Origin of the sequence: Auritidibacter sp. NML130574 (genome assembly GCF_003185725.2) — a bacterium.
In the GTDB taxonomy this organism is placed as follows: Bacteria; Actinomycetota; Actinomycetes; order Actinomycetales; family Micrococcaceae; genus Auritidibacter; species Auritidibacter ignavus.
The window spans coordinates 806,000-824,698 of sequence record NZ_CP031746.1 but is presented as its reverse complement, the minus strand read 5'-3'; the positions used below and the strand labels follow the sequence as shown (position 1 = coordinate 824,698).

The window sequence follows — 18,699 nt, the reverse complement described above, 5'->3', positions numbered from 1 at the left end:
CTTAGATCATGGAGTATAGATGCTCACCAGGATCTCAATATTTCAGACCGCAAACAAGGTACGGACTCCCAATGTCGTTACGCAAAACCCAGCAAGAAGCCCCCAACACCGGCCCAGTACTTAGTGAGAAGTATTTATATTTTGATACTGCAGCCGCTGCTCCTCCGGTTGTCGACGCAGTCAAAGAGGCAACCGACTACCTTTGGCAGACGGCACAAAGCGGACCTTACCTTCCGCGGTTGCGTAAGCATATTTACACGCGCTTGGAGGAGATCCGCAATCTAGTTGCAGACTTCTTAGGAGCGCACCAAAATGAGGTGGCATTTACCCGAAACGGAACAGAATCGATCTGCTTGGTAGCTCGAGGGCTTACGTGGCAGAAGGGTGACGAGATAATTATTCCGGATACCGAGATGCTCAGCAATATTGCGATTTGGTACATGATCGCAGAGGAGACTGGTGCGAAAGTGGTGACCGTCCGTGCCGACAGAAATGGTGTGATTAGTCCCGAGACCGTCCGCGACTCTATTACGGATCGAACACGACTCGTCACCTTCGCGTCCGTATCTAATGTCACCGGCGTAATTCAACCGACACGGGAGATTTGCGAAATTGCTAGATCACATGGCGTATATAGCCACGTAAATGCGGCGCAAGCGCTAGGGGTGATTCCAGTTGGCTTCGACACTTGGCCCTGTGATTTCATATCGGCCTGCACACGTAAAGGCCTTCGAGGACTCGAAGGCTCTGGAATCTTAACTGTTCGTGAACGCCTCTTGGAGGATATCACCCCAACCTTAGCAGGTTGGTGGAACGCAAGCCTCGACGAAGGAAGCGGAACAGTTCAGTTCCCTCGTACGGCTCGGAAACTCGAAGCAGGTTCCCCAAATGTGCCTGCAATTCTCGCCTTGGGGGCTGCTGTTAAGGTCGCAAACACTTGCGGGCTCGAGTCTATAAGCACATGGGTTCAGGAACTCACGGCCTATGCGGGCGAACGACTAAGATCCGTTCCCGGCGCGGATATCTATGGCCCAGAAGATGATACACGACGAATAGGAATATTGCCTTTCAACATTTCTGGCATCGACGCAAACGATCTTGCGCGTGCGCTCGAAGCTCAAAACATAATCATAGAGGCCGGTCACTTCATGGCTACGCCAATCCTGGCCGAGTATGGCATCGAACGCATGGCCCGAATTTCCATACACTACTTTAATACTAAAGAGGAAATAGACAGGCTGATCAAGGCGATCATCAACGTGATAGGAGAGAATCATGCCCCGTGCGCTCTTAATGAGTAGCTCCCGAAAAGACAGCCTCGGGTATCTTGAACATTCCAGGGACCAGCTATACACAATTCTTGAGGGAACTAGTCGGAAGGTACTCTTCATTCCCTATGCGGCTGTCTCATTTTCCTATGACACATACGAAGAGTTAGCTAGTGCGCCCTTCGCCACAGTAGGCGCAGATCTAGTCTCAATTCACCGCTACCGCGATCCAGTCGCTGCCGTGCACGATGCCGACATCATAGCAGTTGGAGGCGGTAACAGCTTTGCTCTGCTGTCACGTCTCTATGAGGCCGAACTTCTATCCGAGATTCGTGACAGGGTCGTAAATTACGACGCGAGTTATATTGGTTGGAGTGCGGGCACCAACGTGGCGACTCCGTCAATTCGCACCACAAACGATATGCCCATCGTCCAACCCCCCACTTTCTCAGCCTTGAGCATTGTGCCATTTCAGATCAATCCTCACTTTGTTTCGGGAAAACCTGCGGGTCACAATGGCGAAAGCCGTGAAGAACGGTTGGCTGAGTTCACCGCTATCAATCCCAATGAAGAGGTCCTTGCACTTCCTGAAGGTAGCGCTTTGTATGTAACAGAATGTCAAGGCGAGATACTTGGTGATCGTAGCGCGCTGGTCTTCTCCAATGGGGCAGATGCACGTCGTATCACTGTAGAATCTCCTTTCAATTTGTCCGAAATCTCGGGGCGGGTGGTTTGATGTCGATTCGGGAGATTCTCGAAGTGTGCGAGCTCATGGAGCATCCAGGACTGTCGGGCCAAACCATCGCGAGGTTATTACAGTCAGTTGGAGCCCCTGATTGCGAGATAACTATTGAAAGTGTTCCGTATGAAGCACCGGAGGACACAAGGCATAATTGCGACTTCGTGCGCGTTTTGATTCCCGGTAGAAATGGATCTCAAAGCGGTGGAGAAGCAGCCACTCTTGGCATCGTCGGTCGCCTCGGAGCTCAACAGGCACAGCCTAAAAGGGTTGGCTATGTTTCTGATGCTGACGGCTCGATTGTCGCGATCGCTTCGGCCTTGCGATTACTACGCCTTGCGGTTGCTGGTTTCCGCCTGATTGGGGACGTCATCATCACTACTCATGTCGCTACGCATGTGAGTATCACCCCACGCAAGCCAGTTGACTTCATGGGAACCCCTGTTTCGTCGGACCGCATGAATGAGTTTGAAGTTGACCAGGGTATGGATGCCATCCTGTCGTTTGACGCTTCAAAGGGCAACCAGCTCATAAACCACCGCGGTATAGCAATCTCGCCGACAGCGAAGAAAGGATATTTATTGCCCGTCGCGCCGGATCTCCTCCCGATTCTCGAGTATGCGACGGGGGAACCAGCCCGCACATTCCCCCTAGCCCAACAAGATATCACGCCGTATAGCAATGGATTACGCCATTTCAATTCAATCATGCAACCGGCGGTTGCAACATCCGCCCCGGTCGTCGGAGTCGCGTTAACAGCGACATCTGTAGTACCAGGTTCGTCAACTGGCGCAAGCTATGAAACGGTCTTACTCGATGCCGTTCGTTTCGCCGTTGAGACAGCAAAGCAGTTCACGGCTGGTGCTCTCTCGTTCTATAACAAGGATGAGTATGCCCAGTTGACCGCAAATTACGGAGAATTAAGTCAGTTTCAACAATAGACCGAGGGCGTTCCCGATAGCCGGCAAAGTCGGCTATCGGGAATGAACTCCGTAAATGAGAGAAGTAGCATCATGACCACCAAGACTGCGGGAGACGTTGTTAGCGCGCATCCCCGTGCTTTTGAAGCCAGTACCGTTATCTTATCGGCCGTGCTCAGTTTGGTCGGAGCAGTCATCGGCGTACATCTAATCACTGCTGTTGGTATTTCGGCGAACACAAGCGTTATTGGTGCCGTTATTGCCTTACTTATAGGGCGGTTTTCTTATCTAAAACTTAGCAGGTTCCGGCACCCCCATCGACAGAACCTTGTCCAGTCGGCAATTTCCAGCGCGACATTTGCCGCCTCAAATGGGCTCATCGCCCCTATCGCTATACCCTATGCACTTGGCGAACCTCACTTGGTACAGCCTATGCTAATCGGCTGTGCACTTGGAGTCCTCATCGATGTTTTCATTTTGTACCGTGCTTTCGGTTCGCGTTTCATGCCGGCCTCTGCACCGTGGCCACCTGGAGTCGCCGCAGCAGAAACGATCCGCGCTGGTATTCGTGGAGGGCGTCGCGCGGTGATCCTGCTTGCCGGAGGAATTATAGGACTCGGTGGTTCGTTTCTATCACTGCCCATGTCTGCCGGAGGAGTAGCTCTCATCGGAAATTTTTGGGCTCTCCTTATGTTTGGGATAGGCCTTTTACTCGCACAGTATAGCCCAATCCTCTGGGATATTGACCTCAACGAACTATACGTAGCACACGGAGTAATGATCGGCGCCGGGGTAGTGGCACTCTTGCAAGTACTGTGGATCATAGTAGGAGCCCGGACCAAACGCGCTCAACTCAATGAGCGCACACGACTAGAAGCTGTAGCAAGAGACGAAACCTTGCAATACACCACCGACAACAAGCAACTAGGTCGTTCTCTGGCCCTTGGGTATGCACTATTTGTGCTTGGTGCATTGTTAATAGCCCTTATCGGTGGCGTGGTCAACGATCTTCCTTTCTGGGGCCTCGTTGGATTCGTACTATTTGCAGGAATGGCGGCGATCGTACATGAGCTCATCGTTGGTCTCGCGGCTATGCACGCGGGTTGGTTTCCAGCTTTCGCCGTGACACTCATCTTTCTCATATTTGGGTTACTTCTCGAAATCCCGGTTGTCCCCCTGGTGATGCTGGTGGCTTATTGTTCCGCCACGGGACCAGCCTTCGCAGACATGGGCTACGACTATAAGGCAGGTTGGATATTACGACGCGCGTCACGTCCCTGGAAAGACTACGAGCTCTCCGGTCGCCGTGAACAATTGAAGATTTCAATTGTTGCAATACTTGTCGCGGTGGGTGTCGTCGCGCTCACGTCGCAAAGTCTTTTCGCAGACGATAGAATTCCGCCCTCATCTCAAGTCTTCGCCGACACTATCACTGCCGGCGTGACGGATCCGCAAATTGCTAGCACGATGGCTCTGTGGGCAATTCCGGGAGCGCTAATTCAGCTTTTCGGTGGGTCGAAGCGACAGATGGGTGTGCTATTCGCAACTGGTTTACTCGTCGCAACACCGAATGCAGGATGGGTTGTGCTCGTCGCGCTCGCACTGCGGTTAGTCTGGAGGAAGTACCGAGGTGCTGAGGGCGAACACGATCTAGCTCTCGTTGGAGCTGGCGTAATTGCCGCCGATTCGCTTTACAACGTGGGGAAGATTATAAGAATTTGAAGTGATTGAATTGTTACCAGAACTAAACAGATCTGCCTGCTTCTCAGTAGCATGAGGCCAGTGGGTCTTTTGACACCACACCTCACTGGTGGTAGTGGCCTACAGCGCCACCGGTCATGACCTCTCCGACCTTATAGGGGGCTGAGTAGCTCTTGGCATCACTCATCCGTCCACGCATGTATGGATCAACCGAGATGAAATCATTGGCCACACGCACCTCGGTGTCGCCCAGATCGGGAAGGCCGATGGTGACGGTCTCAAAATTGTCGTGGGACGGGACGCCCTGCGGGCGCGATTGCAGATGAATCTGTGTACTGTTAATGGTCGTCATACCACCCAGCCTAGGCACAAACGCAAGACGAGTCACCCTTTCCCTAAACGTACGAGACACAGCTGTGGCCCACATCCCGCAACAGGGGAGTGGGCCACAGACTATGTTGGTGCCGGCTTAGCGCTCCAGCGAGTTGGTGTCCGAGGAGGCGTCGGTGATTTCCTCGTGACCGTGATCGTGGGCCTCGGCTTCAGCCAGCTCAGCACGGGACACCGGCTCGACGCGCTCTTCGAAGAGCAACCGTGCCAGGCCAGCGCGCATTTTCTCCATGCCACCGATCTTGCCCTTCTTATTGGGCTGAGCAGGAACCGGCTTCTGGGATTCGAAGGCCACCAACTCATAGAGACGGTAGTCGCTGACGCGTTCGTGTTTCTCGGAAAAGCCACCGCTCGGAGACATCTGAATGATACCGGCCTCACGACCGTGCAAGGCGATCTCGCGGTCCTTGCGTTGCAACGACAGACACACGCGACGGGTGATGATGAATCCAAGGATTGGGCCCAAGAAGTACAGCACGCGGAGCACGTAGGTCACGTCGTTGAGCGAGACGTGGAAGTGGGTAGCGATCAAGTCCGAGGACGCTGCTGCCCACATCACACAGTAGAAAATGACACCGGCAACGCCGACACCGGTACGACCCGGGGCGTTACGCGGACGGTCAAGAACGTGGTGTTCGCGGTTGTCCTTGGTGATCCAGCGTTCAATCCAGGGCCAGACGAACATCCCCAGGATCAACAAGGCCATCGGGATCAGCGGTGTCAACACGCCCATCGGCAAAGCGTTCTCGCCCCACGGCGTGGGAATGTGCCACAGGAAGGAGTAGTCGCCGAGCATACCGGGCATCAGACGCAAAGCACCGTCACCGAAGCCGACATACCAGTCAGGCTGGGTACCAGCCGACACCGGGGAAGGGTCATACGGACCGTAGTTCCAGATCGCGTTCATCTGGAACAGGCCGGCAATCAGCGCCAGGATACCGAAGACGATGAAGAAGAACCCACCGGCTTTGGCAGCGTACACGGGGCCAATCGGGTAGCCCACCACGTTCTGCTCGGTGCGGCCAGGACCCGGGTACTGGGTGTGCTTGTGAGTGACCACCATGAACAGGTGGATTGCAATCAACAGGATCAGTAGACCGGGGATGACCATAATGTGCAAGGAGTACAACCGGCTGATGATGTCCTCGCCGGGGAACTCGCCGCCGAAGAGGAACATCGAGATGTAGGTACCGACAATCGGAACGGCCTTGATCATGCCGTCGACAATACGCAGACCGTTACCGGAGAGCACATCGTCGGGCAAGGAATAACCGGTGAAGCCAGCCAGGATGCCCAGCACCAGCAAAGTACAGCCCACGACCCAGTTCAGTTCGCGCGGGCGACGGAAGGCACCGGTGAAGAACACACGCAACATGTGGAACGACAGCGAAGCCATGAACAGCAGAGCTGCCCAGTGGTGCAGTTGGCGCATAAACAGACCGCCACGAATATCAAAGGAGATATCTAGAGCGGATGCATAGGCTGCCGACATTTCCACACCGTAGAGCGGCTTATATGAACCCTCATAGGTCACGTGGGACATCGACGGGTCGAAGAAGAAGGTCAGGAAAGCTCCGGAGAGCACCAGGATCACAAAACTGTAGAGCGCGACTTCACCGAACAGAAAGGTCCAGTGGTCCGGGAACAGCTTGCGTCCGAACTCCTTGATGATCTTGGAGGCACCAACGCGAGTATCGACAAAGTTCGCGATCTTACCGGTGCGAGTGGATGCATTGTAATCGTGGACTGTTGTCATCGGTTCCTGTCACGCTCCCAATAGGCAGGTCCAACAGGCTCGTGGAAGTCGCTTTGGGCAACCAGGAAGCCTTCATCGTCAACGGTAATCGGTAGTTGCGGCAGCGCGTGGCTAGCCGGGCCGAAGATCACTTTGCACTCCTGCGTGAGATCGAAAGTTGACTGGTGGCAGGGGCACAGCAGGTGGTGGGTGTGCTGCTCGTACAGCGCCACCGGGCAACCAACGTGGGTGCAAATCTTGGAGTAGGCCACGATGCCATCAACGTTCCAGTCCTCGCGACCCTCGGAAATCTGCAAGTCTTCGGGGTTCAACCGCATCAACAGCACGACGGCCTTGGCCTTCTGGTTCAGCTTGTCGTGCTCGAGCTCCAGCAATCCTTCAGGAACCACATGGAAAGCCGAGCCGATGGTTACGTCGCTGGCCTTGATCGGGGTGCCGGTGATGTCGCGGACCAACCGGACGCCTTCGTCCCACATGGTGTGACGCAAACGCTCCACACCGAAGTTCTCAGCGACGTTATCCGAGCGGTTATCGGAGTCATCCAGATCGCGGAACATCGCGATAGCGGGTAACGGAGCCAGGGCGAGTGCACCGATGAGAGTATTGCGCAACAGCGGGCGACGCTTGATCTGGGACTCATCAACGACGTCGTTGACAATCTTGCGAGCTTCCTCTTGGTCCTCGGCGCTGGTGACCTCATGGCGGTCCTCGACCCATTCGTGGTCGGGCATCAGGGTTTTGGCCCAATGCACAATACCCACACCGATACCCAACATCGCGAAGGCCGTGCCAAGACCTAGTAGCGTGTTCTGCAAGCGCAAGGTGTCGAACCCGGTATCGGGGCCAACCTGACCCACACCGAAGTAGCCGATGAAGAAGACGATCGTGCCGATAATCGAGATGATGAACAGCACCGAGACTTGCCGTTCAGCTTTCTTGGCTTCTCGTGGATCCTCATCAGCAAGACGCCGCCGGTGTGGCGGCAGACCCGGGTTGTCGATCGCGTAACGACCCGAATCTTCCCCAGCGCGCTCGAGGGTGCCCGATGTCTCGGGTCCTCCGTGGCGTTGCTCGCCCATAGATCTGATTCCTTTACTCGAGTGATGAATGTGCTTGTGTTGGGTTATCGGTAGCGCTCAGTGGTCACAGTGGTCAGGACGACCGCGAGGACAGCCAGACCATGAAGCCGATGACCAGACCCAGCCCGGCAGTCCAAATGAACAGCCCCTCAGCAACCGGGCCCAGAGAGCCCAGGCTAAATCCACCGGGGTGGCCCTGGTTCTCAAATTCTTTCAGGTACGCGATCACGTCGCGCTTCTGGTCGGGGGAAATATTGGCATCCGAGAACACCGGCATGTTCTGCGGTCCGGTCTGCATGGCCTCATAGATGTGTTTTTCTTCCACACCATGCAGGGTGGGCGCAAACTTACCGCGGGTCAAGGCACCACCGCCAGCCGAGGCGGCGTGGCACATGGCGCAGTTGACACGGAAGATCTCGCCACCACGAGCGAGGTCAACGTCGTCGTGGTCGACGTCGAGGTATTCGTCCTCTGGCACGGCCGGTCCAGCGCCCAAAGAGGCAACATAGGCTGCCATCTGCTGGGTTTGTTCGTCATTGAATTGGGGCTGTTTCTGCTGAGCCTGCGGTCCGTGCATTTGCATCGGCATACGACCAGTACCGACTTGGAAGTCCACAGACGCAGCACCCACACCCACCAGCGACGGTGCAACGGAGGTGCCGGTGGCGTTCATGCCGTGGCAGGTGGCGCAGTTGGCGTTGAACAGTCGCTCGCCGGCAGCGACATCGGATTCGGAATACTCTTGAGCCGTCGTAGCGCTAGCAGTATTGAGGCTACTGGCCAACGCGTACAGGCCACCGGTCAACAGCAGCCCGATGAGGAGCAATGCGACGGCCACGGCGGGGTGGCGACGGTTCTGTGAAAGAGCCTTCACTGATGATTTCCTTACGTTTTTGTCAAGCCCGACGTGACATTTCCGGCTCGACGACCTCAGGGTGCGAATGGTGATTAAGTTTTACAGTCTTAGGTTACTGAAGGAAGTAGATAATTCCGAACAGCACCACCCAGACAACGTCCACAAAGTGCCAGTAGTACGACACCACGATAGCGGTCGTGGCCTCATGGTGTCCGAACCGCTTGGCCAAGAAAGCGCGACCGATCACGAACAGGAACGCGATCAGACCACCGACCACGTGCAAGGCGTGGAAGCCGGTGGTGATGTAGAACGCTGACCCGTAGGCGCTGGACGCGATGGTGACGCCGTGTTGAACCAGCTCGGCATATTCGAAGGACTGAACGGCGACGAAGACCGTGCCCATAATGAAGGTCAGCACGAACCATTCGACCATGCCCCATTTGCCGATATTCAAGACGCCTCCGGTGCGCCGGGGTTGCAGGCGTTCAGCAGCGAAAACACCAAACTGTGCTGTAAAAGAACTGGCGACCAGAATCAAGGTATTCACAGTCGCCAGTGGCACACTGAGCATCTCGGTGTTTTCCGCCCAGAGGGTCGGAGACGTCGAGCGCAGGGTGAAGTACATGGCAAACAGCCCGCCGAAAAACATAATTTCGGAGGCCAACCAAACAATGGTCCCGACCTGGACCAGATTCGGCCGGGAGGGGAAACCTGTGGTGGGGTGCGAGATGGTTTGAGTCGTAGTTGTCACCCTCTCATTATGGACTGAAAGTGGGCTCGTTCTCCAATCGTTGAGCCGTGTTTCACGAGGAAAATGAGTAACACAGAACACTTAGAGACCCTCAAGTGGCCTGATTTTTCAGTGTTTTTGCAGGTTTCAACACCCTTTTAGTCAGTTTTCGGCAGGCCATGGAAGATGACACCCGAAGCATGGGTAAGGCACCTGTGTTTGGTAATGAGGGGAGCCCTGCTTTCTCCAAAAACCGGGTTGTCGTCGGCGTTCAAAGCGACAATGATAAGAATTGTCGCGGAGAATATGCCGGGCAAACCGCACCAGAGAACGACTGCCTCTGACAGGTTGACTTGATCGGCTGACAACGTCGCAGCGTTGTTCGACAGGTGCGTTTGAGCAAGCACTGGGATGCCGAACAGAGCCAGAGACAGGACAAGAAGAATCGCCCAGATGATGATGCGTCGTGCCGTGGGATCAATTTTCTGCGACATGTCAACTCCCGGAAGGCGCCGGTTTTGTTCGCTCATATTCTCGACGAGCGATAACGTCGGTAAGTGAATACCCGCGACGCGAGGGCGTCGTGGCATAAAGGAGACTTTTCGCGGTCCGAGTTGCCAGCACAGGTTTCGTGATGAGCGGGTGCGGCGTGAGGCTGTGATGTTGGTGTTCACTCGCGCACGTTCTGCGCCGTGCAGGTACTAGGATGAGATCGTGCATACCACAGCGAACTGCTCCACACACACCTGGCCGAGCCTGTTATCGTCGGTGATCCACGGCGAAGATCTGTCCGTAGACTCTGCTTCGTGGGCGATGACCGAGATGATGTCTGGCAACGCGTCGGACGCCCAGATCGCTGGTTTTCTCGTCGCACTGGCGTCCAAGGGTGAGACGGTCGATGAGCTGATGGGCCTGGCCAACGCGATGCTCGCGCAAGCTGCCCAGATCGATCTGAGCCCCGATGCGGTCGATATTGTAGGCACTGGGGGAGACCGGTTAGGTACGGTAAACCTGTCGACCATGTCTTCGTTGGTGGCGGTAGGAGCCGGAGCGAAAGTCATTAAACACGGTAACCGTGGATCGTCCTCCACGGCAGGGGCCGCTGATGTGATCGAGTCCCTCGGTGTTGATCTGACCATGGCGCACACCCGCGCGGCCGAGTGTCTGGAACGGGCCGGTATTACCTTCCTGTTTGCTCAGGAATACCACCCCTCGATGCGGTTCGTTGCGCCCACCCGGAAACAACTCGGTGTGCCCACGGCTTTCAATTTCCTCGGGCCCCTCTCCAATCCTGCCCGCCCGGAGGCCCAGGCGATGGGATGCGCCCATGAAGCCATGGCCCCGAAACTGGCCGGCGTGTTAAGGGATCGTGGAACTCGCGGGATGGTCTTCCGCGGTTGCGACGGGCGCGACAAGATCACCACCTCGGGTCCGTCGACGATTTACGAGATTCGCGACGGCGCGGTCGAAACCTACGAGCTGAACCCGCAGGACTTCGGGATTTCATTGCAACCGGTCGAAGCGCTGGCCGGCAAAGACGGCGAGTACAACGCCACGATCGTTCGCAAGTTGCTGGCCGGTCAGCCAGGTCCCGTGCGGGATGCGGTGCTACTGAACACCGCCGCCGGGCTCACTGCCTATGACACCTCGGCCGAAGGGCATCTGTTTGAACGTATCGGCAAGAACATGGATCGAGCCCGAGAGTCCATTGATTCCGGTGCGGCCGCTGAGGTGCTGACCACCTGGGTTGCGGTTTCACAGGGGAACTAGCCACCAGCCAGTTTCCGGGGCTGGGTAAAACCTATCTATTGCTGTCGACTGTTAGAGGTTCCGCGGGTAGGTCGTGGTCGGCGGGCGGGTGGTCGGTTCCAGTGGTGGGTGCTCTAGGCTGTGGTGAGTAGGCGTCGGGTCACGATGACGGCGTTGGCGACAGCGTCGAGAGCGTCGAAAGCGTCGATGATGCGGGCACGTCGTTCGGTGCAGATGGCGAGTTTCTTGAAGCCGCGGTTGTGCCAGGAGTTGGTTCGCTCCACGACCCATCGCTTGCCGGCCTGGAGCGGGAAGCCCTTCTGGCTGATCACCCCGCGGTCGAGTTCGTCGAGCAGGTCGCGGGTCTTGCCGTTGTCGTAGCTGGCGTCGAGATGGATCGTGATGTCTTCGGGTAGGCCGACGCCCATGCCCTGGTCGAACCGGCCCAGCAGATGCTCTAGCGTGGGTTGCAGCAAGGGTGAGTTGTTGCGGTGCGCGCTTGCGATGACGCAGCCGAGCGGGATGCCGGTGGCTTCACCGCCACAGGATGCCTTGACGATGCACCCATCAACGGTGACCTCGCTCAGGTTGAGACTGACGATCTTGTCGTAGGCTTCCAGGCAGATCTGCTCGAGTTGGTTGAAGATGCCGGGAGCTTATCGAAGACCACTCGATCGGGGGATAGGTGGACGATGACACCCCAGTGGGTAAACCACATCGCGTCAGCGACGTGCCCCTATCCGCGGAACCTCTTAGTCGAATCCCAGGGCGAAGCCTTCTCCTAGATCGTGCTGAGAATAGGCGCGGAACGCCAGCATGGTTTCGGTATCGACGATGCCCTCAATCTTGGAGAGACGATCAGAAATCACGTCTTCGAGATCGTCGAACTCACGCACCCGGACAATGGCCACCAAGTCCCACGATCCGGTGACCGAATACACCTGAGCGATACCGTCCTGATCCGCCAGTTCAGTTGCGACCTCCGGAATACGATTCGTGTCCGTCTTGATCATCACGAACGCAGTAACCATCAGCGTGTCTCCTTCGATATCTGCCGGTTCAACGACGGGCTTACCCTTAGTCTAGTCTGTCTCTACACTGCGCTGTGCGGATCGGATAAGGGCTACGGTGATCAGCTGGGAGATGGCCCGGCGCCCGAGTAGCAGGATGCCCAACACGATGAGTGAGACGGTGACGAAACTCCAGTGGGAACCGTCGGAGAAAATCAGCACGCGTAATGCCACACCAATAAACACTGTGGAGAGCCAAACCACCAGTCCAGCGGGCCACATGCGCTGCCAGCTGTGCCAAAAACCTGTCATGATACTGGCGAATAGGCAGGCGATGGCAAAGGGAGCAGCCACGCGGAACAACTCGCTACCGGTGATCTCTTCTTGGTGTGAACTCATCCCGAGTGCGGCAAATCCGGCCACCAGGGCGATATCGATCACCACCGCCACGATCGGGCGCCATCGGCCACCCGGGACAGGCTGGGTGACTTGTTCGGTTGCTCGCGAGGGGGAGGGGACTGGGTGAGTCATGGTGTCTCATCCTTTGAATTTTTCGCCGAAGTATAGATCGCCTGGCCAGCCTCAACGACCAAGCGCACAGGCACCTGGCCCGGCGCTGAAGCGCCCTGAAGGGTGGCAAAGGTCGCGGCGCTACCGAAAACTCCGCCCGAGAGCCGTGATCCCACGCCCAGCGGGCCCATGGCTACCGAAATCACTGGTTGCGTCAGGACCGAGGCGGCCTGATAGGTGGCCTCATAGATCCGGATCACGTCCGAGGGGGAGTTGGGCATCACCGCGATCTTGGCCAGATCATATCCGCGGTAACCCATGGTTTGGAGTCGTTCGAGAATATCGAAGCTCGATGGGGTGTGCTCAATATCGTGGTAAGACCCCAGCGTGGCTACGTTATGAGCCTGCGCCTGGTCAAGCGCTTCGACTGCGGTGCCTCGCGCCGTTTCAATATCAAGGATCACAGCACCCGGTGTGGTCGCCAGCGCCGTCAAAATCTGCACGTACGTCTGATCACTGACGTCGGCCTGACCGCCTTCGGCGCTCGTTCGGAGTGTGGCCAAGACCGGCACCTCGCCAAAGAACTCGATGAGTTCCTCGTAAACGGCTGTGACCTTTGCCGGCTGGGCATATTTGTCGTAGAAGTCCACGCGCCATTCGACCACGGAGATCGAAGAGAAGTCGGGATGGGCCCGGATCGATGCCGCCTGCCCCAGAATCTGTTTTCGCCCCGAACCCATGAGCGGGGTGATGATCGCAGGATTGGCTGCATCAAAGGTGGCCGTACCCAGCGTGAGACGGGGGTAGGAGCCGTGCGGGGTGAAGACGGGCGCTGGCATAGACAGATGATCCCTCCGAAAACCTCGATACAGAGTTAAGTTGACATAATGTAGATTATCGGCGTTTTACCCATTGGTCCGGCCAGAGACGGTCGCCCGGGCTGATTTTCGCTCGTGGTTTTAGTCGATCGAGCCGGTCTCTTCTGGCGTGGTGGCCTCATCCGAGGTTGGTTGCGGTGCCAGGAGCTCATAGATGGTGGACTGACCAGAGTCCCACATCGCCACGATGCGTCGTGTGGTGCTCTCGGTTTGGTCTGGCAATAAGACGTGGTGTGCACCGACCTGGCCCCAGGGCTCAGGAACCTCGCCACGCACGATCAGTGTGATGTTTGACTCTTCGGATCCCAGGTACTGTCCATCGGCATTATAGAAATACGGAACAGCTTGCTGAATTTCTCCGGCAATCGCCAGATTGAGCAAATGTACGGCGACAGGATCCGCGAGCGCATCGTAGATCCACAGATGCCCGACCGCTGGGTGCTCCATTTCGGCAACCAGGTATGAATCAGCGCCAGCCAGGGGCTTCAGGCGGTATGTGACCGGCACGTGTAAGAAGCGTTCACCTTGATGCAGGATGAACCCTTCGAGCATGATGGAGCCTTCGGTGTCATCAAAATGGTAGCTACCGACGATCTCTATGTCTTCATCAGATCCCCAGTATTGGGAAGCAACCCAATCCGAGAGAATGCTATTTCTATCTGGTTCTGTTTCGGCGAGATATACAGTAGCCATTCTTCTAGTTTACGGGGTTGAGTGATGTTCTTCGACAATCTCGGTCCCGAGGGACAGTGTGATTCTGGGATTGAATAGTGAACGTTGGGATCGTTGCTACCTCTCCCCTGGGTCGATATGGATATTTTTATTACTTGAATTATAAATAGAATCGTCTGTGCTGGTCAAGTGTGAGTACTGTGTTGGGCGGTGCTTTTCGGTAGGCTACGACACAACGGAACCGAGAGTGCTTCGGCGACCACATTCAGGAGGTCACAGGATGTTCGACTGGCTGTCTGACAACACCTGGGTGCTGTGGCTGGTCGTCGCTGCCGGCTCAGTACTCGTTGAGCTCATGATGTTGGATCTGATCTTTCTCATGCTTGCCGGTGGTGCGCTCGGAGCCTTGATCGCCTCGTTGTTCGGCATTCCCTTCGCGGCGGAAATTGGCGTATTCGCGGCGGTAGCAGCGGTGTTGTTATTTGCCCTGCGTCCGGTGGCGATGCGACATTTGAGCTTGCCGGGCAGTCATCCGCACGATGACTCGATCGAGGCCTATCCGGGCCGGAATGCGGCGGTGACTAGCGAGGTGTCAGAACACGCGGGTTTCGTCAAGCTCGATGGCGAGATTTGGTCGGCTCGCACCACCAGCCCGATGCCTCTGGCGGTGGATCAGGAAGTCGTGATCGAGCGGGTTGACGGCGCGATCTTATGGGTCCGTCCTCAGCGATAGGCGGTGTGGTGGCTATGCCCGTCTGCGAGGTCTCGCTATACTCGTGTTAGATCTGTCACCCTAAAGCGTTCATTGCGTTGAACAATTGAAAGGTCCCAACAAACTCATCCCGGAGGAACTATGAGTGCCGGAGAAATCATTCTTGTCGTCGTGATGATCATCTTGGCCATCGTAATCATCTCGGTACTGGCGAGTGCCATCAAAATCGTCCCCCAGGCTCGCGCGGGCATCGTGGAACGCTTGGGGAAGTACCAGCGTACTCAAGGAGCGGGCCTGACCATGCTGGTACCGATCATCGACCGGATGCTACCGCTGATTGATATGCGTGAACAGGTGGTCTCCTTCCCGCCACAACCGGTCATCACCGAGGACAACCTGGTGGTCTCCATTGACACGGTGGTATATTTCCAGGTCACCGACCCTAACCGCGCCACCTACGGGATTGCCAACTACATTCACGCCGTGGAAAACCTGGCCACAACTACGCTCCGCAACGTGGTAGGTGGTCTCAACCTCGAACAGGCACTGACCTCCCGCGATTCGATTAACACTCAGTTGCGTGGCGTGCTGGATGAAGCCACCAGCAAATGGGGGCTCCGGGTCTCTCGTGTGGAGCTGAAAGCTATCGATCCCCCGCCCTCAATTCAGGACTCGATGGAAAAGCAGATGCGCGCAGAGCGTGATCGTCGTGCCGCGATTCTCACAGCTGAGGGTGAAAAGCAATCCGAGATCTTGACCGCGGAAGGTAATCGTGAGGCTTCGGTGTTGGCTGCTGAAGGTGAGGCCCAGGCCAGGATTTTGCGTGCCAACGCCGAAGCTGAGGCCATCACCACGGTATTCGAGGCCATCCACGCCGGTCGCCCGGATCAGGATCTGTTGGCCTACCAGTACTTGCAAACCTTGCCCAAACTGGCCGAAGGCGACTCCAATAAGATGTGGATCATCCCGTCTGAACTGACTGACGCGTTGAAGAATATTGCTGGCGGTTTCCATGTTCCCGGACCCAGTGGCGATCCCGTTGGCCCGAGAAACTCCACGGACCAAAATGGTTCTCAGTCGACACCTCAGACCGGGGCCGGGAATAATTCCTCGGCCGATGGCGCTGAGACTACCTGGACCCCGCGTACTTCGGAGCATGACTCCGCTGGAACTGCAGAGTCCGAACAGCGTCGCGCCCGGCGTAAGCCCCGGCCGACTACTGCCGCTGAGGTTGCTGAGCACGCTCCCAAGGCTCCCAAGCTGTCGCACACCAGCTTGGAAGAGGCCTTGGCCGAGCCTGATTTCACTGAGGATGGACTGCCGGCCCGTCCGCCCCATCCACCGCAGGCCGGTCGTGCTGACGATCAGCAATGATCTATAGTGGTAGTTTGCGCCGGTGTTCTGCCGGGCCAGCGGTAGCACCACTGAGGTTGATATAGAGGAGTTATTGGATGAGTGATCGCAGTCTTCGCGGGATGCGACTAGGTTCGCAGTCCATGGAAACTGAAGCCGGTGTGGAGCCGGCAGCCCGACAGCGGGTGGAGTACCGTTGCGAAGACGGTGAAACCGTTGTTGTCACCTTCGCCGCTGAAGCTGAAGTTCCCCCCACCTGGACCACAAAAACCGGTAAAGAGGCGCGACTAGTCAACGGTGAACAGCACGTCGAAGACAACTCCAAACCGGTGCGGACCCACTGGGACATGTTGCTGGAGCGTCGTAGTATCGAAGAACTCGAAGAATCGCTCAAACAACGGCTGAATGCCCTGCGGGAACGTCGTGGTGAAGAGCCACTGCCGTAGCGACAGGCACACTTTCCCACTCCGGCGTGGTGCTTAAGGGAGGGGTGTCTCAGCTCTTGGCAGTGGATTTAGTTCAGGCCGAGTTTTTTCTTGGCGGTCTCCCAGCGAGCCTGCACACCCCACTTGGTGACATTTACCAGTGCTTCGGTGATGATATTGCCACTCATCTTGGACTCGCCGAACTCGCGCTCAACGAAGGTAATGGGCACCTCAACGATACGCTTACCGGCCAGCGCGGTGCGGAAGGTCATGTCCACTTGAAAGCCATACCCCTTGGACTGGACAGCATCCAAGTCAAGCTCCCGAAGCGTGTCAGCACGGTAGGCGCGGTAACCGGCGGTGATATCGGTGAGTTTTAGCCCCAAGAGAATTCGTGGGTATACCGAGCCACCCATCGAAATCAGCTTGCGGTACCAAGGCCAGTTGACCATCTTGCCACCGGGCACCCGGCGCGAACCGATCACCAGATCAGCCTGATTGACCGCGTCTAGGAGCCGGTGCAATTGTTCAGGCTGGTGGGAGCCGTCGGCGTCCATTTCCACCAGCACGTCGTAGCCACGCTCCAGGCCCCAGGCGAAACCAGCCAAATAGGCCCCACCTAGCCCGTTCTTTTCGGTGCGGTGTAACACGTGGAGCTGAGAGTCCTGAGTTGCCTGCTCATCGGCCCACTCGCCGGTGCCGTCGGGAGAATTATCGTCGACCACCAAGACATCCACCTCGGGGTTAGCCACTCGCACGCGCTGCAGAGTTCCGGGCAAGGATTCTGCCTCGTTATAGGTTGGGATGATGGTCAGTACTTTCATGGCTCTCCTCGATTAGCCGTGCTGAACTTCTCCTCGCATGAGTATAGCGCGGAGTGTTCTCTTCTCGTGGCAGCTGAGCTTGCGTCCCCGTCACCCCCGGTAGTCCTCTCCCACCACAGTGGCCTGGCGCTGCGGCAAGGGGGCGGTGGAGTCCACGATCGGCAATAACGCCGAGCCGGCCCGGGCATCGGTGGAAAATTGGGCGCTGGTTTCATCCGGCACTTGCACGCCCAGCTCGGTCCCGGTGTAGACACCCAACCGCGCCGGTGAGCCGACACTAATCCGACCGTGCTGGAATAACCGCTGGGAGATCACCGAGGGCAAAACCCGTACCCCGTTGCGAGTCACCGCATGAAAGGCTGCCCGGGTGGATAGTCGCTGGGCGGGGTCTGGGTGTTCCACCGCTGCGGTGACGACCCGCCACATATTCTCGTGGCTGGCTTCATCATCCCCGGAACCCAGGCTGAGGTGGATGCCGGCTGCGACCACATCGGCCAGCGGCGCCTGCAATTCGGGTGTGTCCGAGCAGAGCGGTGTGACAGTCAACGACAACTGTGTTGCTCGCATGCGCTGAATCTGCTCGGCGCTGAGCGGGTGATTGGCCACTACCCGGTGGCGGGCCCGCATTAGCCAACCGGCATCGGCTCCTTCGAGTCGAGACAGAATCGTATCCAACTCGTGCGGTGACCTCGAGCCGATCAACGCCTGCACCGCCGGTGTCCGGTCACTGTGTTCGAGCAACTGGGTCAACCCGTCATCGATCTCCTGGTGAGGGATCCACCACTGTGCGGCTGCAGAGCCGATCGGACCGTAGCGTACCACCGCATGGTGGTCCTCCACCGATTCCGCCTCGGTCGTCATCGACACCAGTTGCCGGTCTTCGGATCCGGTGGTCACGTCGGGGGCCTGAGTACTCAGACCATCGATGAAAGCTGGCACCACCAAGGCTCCTGCCAAGTCCACTTCGACAGTGTCCTTGGGGTCGGTAGTGGCCTTGACCATCGCGTCAGCGGTTTCCTCGGACCCCACCCAGGAGATGGTCTGATCCTCAATGAGCACCGCGGTGGCAAAAGGGTCATCAGCGGTGTGGATGAAGCCGTTACGCAGTAGCAGGCTCATAGCGTGTT

20 protein-coding genes and 1 pseudogene are annotated in these 18,699 nt (G+C 57.0%); 8 read left to right on the top strand and 13 right to left on the bottom strand.

Annotation, left to right across the window (positions count from 1 at the left end):
* Nucleotides 1-71: 71 nt before the first annotated feature.
* The 4 genes from DCC27_RS03790 to DCC27_RS03775 all read left to right on the top strand — a co-directional run bounded on the left by DCC27_RS03790 (nt 72) and on the right by DCC27_RS03775 (nt 4,649).
* Nucleotides 72-1,301, top strand: coding sequence for an aminotransferase class V-fold PLP-dependent enzyme (locus tag DCC27_RS03790; protein ID WP_110110173.1), 1,230 nt, complete (start codon nt 72-74; stop codon nt 1,299-1,301).
* On the top strand, nt 1,276-2,004 hold the full coding sequence (pepE, locus tag DCC27_RS03785) for a dipeptidase PepE (protein WP_210403486.1): 729 nt from the start codon (nt 1,276-1,278) through the stop codon (nt 2,002-2,004). Before DCC27_RS03790 ends, pepE begins: the two co-directional genes overlap by 26 nt.
* Nucleotides 2,004-2,948, top strand: coding sequence for a DUF1177 domain-containing protein (locus tag DCC27_RS03780; RefSeq protein ID WP_110110171.1), 945 nt, complete (start codon nt 2,004-2,006; stop codon nt 2,946-2,948). The genes pepE and DCC27_RS03780 overlap by 1 nt, the downstream gene beginning before the upstream one ends.
* A gap of 72 nt (nt 2,949-3,020) precedes the next feature.
* Nucleotides 3,021-4,649, top strand: coding sequence for an OPT/YSL family transporter (locus tag DCC27_RS03775; protein ID WP_110110170.1), 1,629 nt, complete (start codon nt 3,021-3,023; stop codon nt 4,647-4,649).
* Nucleotides 4,650-4,731: 82 nt separating this feature from the next.
* Here the strand turns inward: DCC27_RS03775 and DCC27_RS03770 are convergent, their stop codons facing one another.
* The 6 genes from DCC27_RS03770 to DCC27_RS03745 all read right to left on the bottom strand — a co-directional run bounded on the left by DCC27_RS03770 (nt 4,732) and on the right by DCC27_RS03745 (nt 9,933).
* Nucleotides 4,732-4,980 carry a hypothetical protein gene (locus DCC27_RS03770; RefSeq protein ID WP_110110169.1) on the bottom strand — a complete coding sequence of 83 codons (249 nt, stop codon included), beginning with the start codon at nt 4,978-4,980 and terminating at the stop codon, nt 4,732-4,734.
* A 117-nt stretch (nt 4,981-5,097) separates the two neighbouring features.
* Nucleotides 5,098-6,774, bottom strand: coding sequence for a ubiquinol-cytochrome c reductase cytochrome b subunit (locus tag DCC27_RS03765; protein ID WP_110110168.1), 1,677 nt, complete (start codon nt 6,772-6,774; stop codon nt 5,098-5,100).
* Nucleotides 6,771-7,853: a ubiquinol-cytochrome c reductase iron-sulfur subunit gene (locus DCC27_RS03760; RefSeq protein ID WP_110110167.1), complete on the bottom strand. Its 1,083-nt coding sequence runs from the start codon at nt 7,851-7,853 to the stop codon at nt 6,771-6,773. Before DCC27_RS03760 ends, DCC27_RS03765 begins: the two co-directional genes overlap by 4 nt.
* Nucleotides 7,854-7,926: 73 nt before the next feature.
* Entirely contained in the window at nt 7,927-8,727 is an 801-nt protein-coding gene (locus DCC27_RS03755) for a c-type cytochrome (RefSeq protein ID WP_110110166.1), read from the bottom strand.
* 94 nt (nt 8,728-8,821) lie between these two features.
* The gene (locus DCC27_RS03750; protein WP_246840134.1) at nt 8,822-9,460 is read right to left on the bottom strand and encodes a heme-copper oxidase subunit III; all 639 of its coding nucleotides are present in this window, start codon (nt 9,458-9,460) and stop codon (nt 8,822-8,824) included.
* Nucleotides 9,461-9,597: 137 nt separating this feature from the next.
* On the bottom strand, nt 9,598-9,933 hold the full coding sequence (locus DCC27_RS03745) for a hypothetical protein (protein ID WP_148707500.1): 336 nt from the start codon (nt 9,931-9,933) through the stop codon (nt 9,598-9,600).
* A gap of 217 nt (nt 9,934-10,150) precedes the next feature.
* Between DCC27_RS03745 and trpD the strand changes: the two genes are divergently transcribed.
* Nucleotides 10,151-11,209, top strand: coding sequence for an anthranilate phosphoribosyltransferase (gene trpD / locus DCC27_RS03740; protein ID WP_110110164.1), 1,059 nt, complete (start codon nt 10,151-10,153; stop codon nt 11,207-11,209).
* Between the two features lie 113 nt (nt 11,210-11,322).
* Here trpD and DCC27_RS03735 read toward each other — a convergent pair.
* The 5 genes and pseudogenes from DCC27_RS03735 to DCC27_RS03715 form a co-directional block, all read right to left on the bottom strand.
* A pseudogene (locus DCC27_RS03735) lies at nt 11,323-11,838 on the bottom strand (IS5/IS1182 family transposase); the annotation flags it as partial.
* 102 nt (nt 11,839-11,940) lie between these two features.
* Nucleotides 11,941-12,219 (bottom strand): Lrp/AsnC family transcriptional regulator, encoded by a 279-nt coding sequence (locus DCC27_RS03730; RefSeq protein WP_110110163.1) that lies wholly within the window; start codon nt 12,217-12,219, stop codon nt 11,941-11,943.
* Between the two features lie 51 nt (nt 12,220-12,270).
* On the bottom strand, nt 12,271-12,729 hold the full coding sequence (locus DCC27_RS03725) for a DUF3054 domain-containing protein (protein ID WP_110110162.1): 459 nt from the start codon (nt 12,727-12,729) through the stop codon (nt 12,271-12,273).
* Nucleotides 12,726-13,547, bottom strand: a complete 822-nt coding sequence (aroD, locus tag DCC27_RS03720; RefSeq protein ID WP_110110161.1) for a type I 3-dehydroquinate dehydratase — start codon at nt 13,545-13,547, stop codon at nt 12,726-12,728. The genes DCC27_RS03725 and aroD overlap by 4 nt, the downstream gene beginning before the upstream one ends.
* Before the next feature lie 120 nt (nt 13,548-13,667).
* Entirely contained in the window at nt 13,668-14,279 is a 612-nt protein-coding gene (locus DCC27_RS03715) for a hypothetical protein (protein ID WP_110110160.1), read from the bottom strand.
* Between the two features lie 259 nt (nt 14,280-14,538).
* On the opposite strand from DCC27_RS03715, the gene DCC27_RS03710 reads away from it, so the two are divergent.
* The 3 genes from DCC27_RS03710 (at nt 14,539) to DCC27_RS03700 (ending at nt 16,769) form a co-directional block, all read left to right on the top strand.
* On the top strand, nt 14,539-14,991 hold the full coding sequence (locus DCC27_RS03710) for an NfeD family protein (RefSeq protein WP_110098354.1): 453 nt from the start codon (nt 14,539-14,541) through the stop codon (nt 14,989-14,991).
* A 120-nt stretch (nt 14,992-15,111) separates the two neighbouring features.
* The gene (locus DCC27_RS03705; RefSeq protein ID WP_110110159.1) at nt 15,112-16,344 is read left to right on the top strand and encodes an SPFH domain-containing protein; all 1,233 of its coding nucleotides are present in this window, start codon (nt 15,112-15,114) and stop codon (nt 16,342-16,344) included.
* Nucleotides 16,345-16,421: 77 nt separating this feature from the next.
* Entirely contained in the window at nt 16,422-16,769 is a 348-nt protein-coding gene (locus DCC27_RS03700; RefSeq protein WP_110110158.1) for an RNA polymerase-binding protein RbpA, read from the top strand.
* 68 nt (nt 16,770-16,837) lie between these two features.
* Here the strand turns inward: DCC27_RS03700 and DCC27_RS03695 are convergent, their stop codons facing one another.
* Both DCC27_RS03695 and DCC27_RS03690 read right to left on the bottom strand, forming a co-directional pair.
* Nucleotides 16,838-17,572, bottom strand: a complete 735-nt coding sequence (locus DCC27_RS03695; protein WP_110098351.1) for a polyprenol monophosphomannose synthase — start codon at nt 17,570-17,572, stop codon at nt 16,838-16,840.
* 90 nt (nt 17,573-17,662) lie between these two features.
* Complete coding sequence (locus DCC27_RS03690; protein ID WP_110110157.1) at nt 17,663-18,691, bottom strand: hypothetical protein; 1,029 nt, start codon at nt 18,689-18,691, stop codon at nt 17,663-17,665.
* Nucleotides 18,692-18,699: the final 8 nt, after the last annotated feature.